Raw genomic sequence first — 1,804 nt, 5'->3', positions numbered from 1 at the left:
GTTCGGCGGCGTCCTACTCTCCCACAGGGTCCCCCCTGCAGTACCATCGGCGCTGTAAGGCTTAGCTTCCGGGTTCGGAATGTAACCGGGCGTTTCCCTCACGCTATGACCACCGAAACACTATGAAACACTCAACCGCACCATCCCCCGTGACCAAACGGGAATGGGGTTGTTCGTGGTTTCAGAACCAACACAGTGGACGCGAGCAACTGAGGACAAGCCCTCGGCCTATTAGTACCAGTCAACTCCACCCGTTACCAGGCTTCCATATCTGGCCTATCAACCCAGTCGTCTACTGGGAGCCTTACCCCATCAAGTGGGTGGGAATACTCATCTCGAAGCAGGCTTCCCGCTTAGATGCTTTCAGCGGTTATCCCTCCCGAACGTAGCCAACCAGCCATGCCCTTGGCAGAACAACTGGCACACCAGAGGTTCGTCCGTCCCGGTCCTCTCGTACTAGGGACAGCCCTTCTCAATATTCCTGCGCGCGCAGCGGATAGGGACCGAACTGTCTCACGACGTTCTAAACCCAGCTCGCGTACCGCTTTAATGGGCGAACAGCCCAACCCTTGGGACCGACTCCAGCCCCAGGATGCGACGAGCCGACATCGAGGTGCCAAACCATCCCGTCGATATGGACTCTTGGGGAAGATCAGCCTGTTATCCCCGGGGTACCTTTTATCCGTTGAGCGACGGCGCTTCCACAAGCCACCGCCGGATCACTAGTCCCGACTTTCGTCCCTGCTCGACCCGTCGGTCTCACAGTCAAGCTCCCTTGTGCACTTACACTCACCACCTGATTGCCAACCAGGCTGAGGGAACCTTTGGGCGCCTCCGTTACCCTTTGGGAGGCAACCGCCCCAGTTAAACTACCCATCAGACACTGTCCCCGATCCGGATCACGGACCCGGGTTAGACATCCAGCACGACCAGACTGGTATTTCAACGACGACTCCACCCGAACTGGCGTCCGAGCTTCACAGTCTCCCAGCTATCCTACACAAGCCGAACCGAACACCAATATCAAACTGTAGTAAAGGTCCCGGGGTCTTTCCGTCCTGCTGCGCGAAACGAGCATCTTTACTCGTAGTGCAATTTCACCGGGCCTATGGTTGAGACAGTCGAGAAGTCGTTACGCCATTCGTGCAGGTCGGAACTTACCCGACAAGGAATTTCGCTACCTTAGGATGGTTATAGTTACCACCGCCGTTTACTGGCGCTTAAGTTCTCAGCTTCGCCACCCCGAAGAGTGACTAACCGGTCCCCTTAACGTTCCAGCACCGGGCAGGCGTCAGTCCGTATACATCGCCTTACGGCTTCGCACGGACCTGTGTTTTTAGTAAACAGTCGCTTCTCGCTGGTCTCTGCGGCCACCCCCAGCTCACCGAGTAAATCGGATCACCAGTGATGGCCCCCCTTCTCCCGAAGTTACGGGGGCATTTTGCCGAGTTCCTTAACCATAGTTCACCCGAACGCCTCGGTATTCTCTACCTGACCACCTGAGTCGGTTTAGGGTACGGGCCGCCATAAAACTCGCTAGAGGCTTTTCTCGACAGCATAGGATCATCCACTTCACCACAATCGGCTCGGCATCAGGTCTCAGCCTCATGTGCGACGGATTTACCTATCGCACGGCCTACACCCTTACCCCGGGACAACCACCGCCCGGGATGGACTACCTTCCTGCGTCACCCCATCACTCACCTACTGCAAGTCTGGTTCGCCGGCTCCACCACTTTCCTTTCCCCGAAGGGTCCGGAACGGCTTCACGGGCTTAGCATCGCCTGGTTCGATGTTTGACGCT

At 56.9% G+C, this 1,804-nt stretch carries 2 rRNA genes; both read right to left on the bottom strand.

Annotation, left to right across the window (positions count from 1 at the left end):
* A 5S ribosomal RNA gene (gene rrf / locus ABT147_RS47130) occupies positions 1-117 on the bottom strand.
* Between the two features lie 94 nt (positions 118-211).
* A 23S ribosomal RNA gene (locus tag ABT147_RS47125) occupies positions 212-1,804 on the bottom strand; the annotation flags it as partial.

Origin of the sequence: Streptomyces sp. NPDC001868, assembly GCF_040297125.1 — a bacterium.
GTDB lineage: Bacteria > Actinomycetota > Actinomycetes > Streptomycetales > Streptomycetaceae > Streptomyces.
Note: the sequence above shows the minus strand (reverse complement) of the source record. Positions and strands in the feature narration are given on the sequence as shown.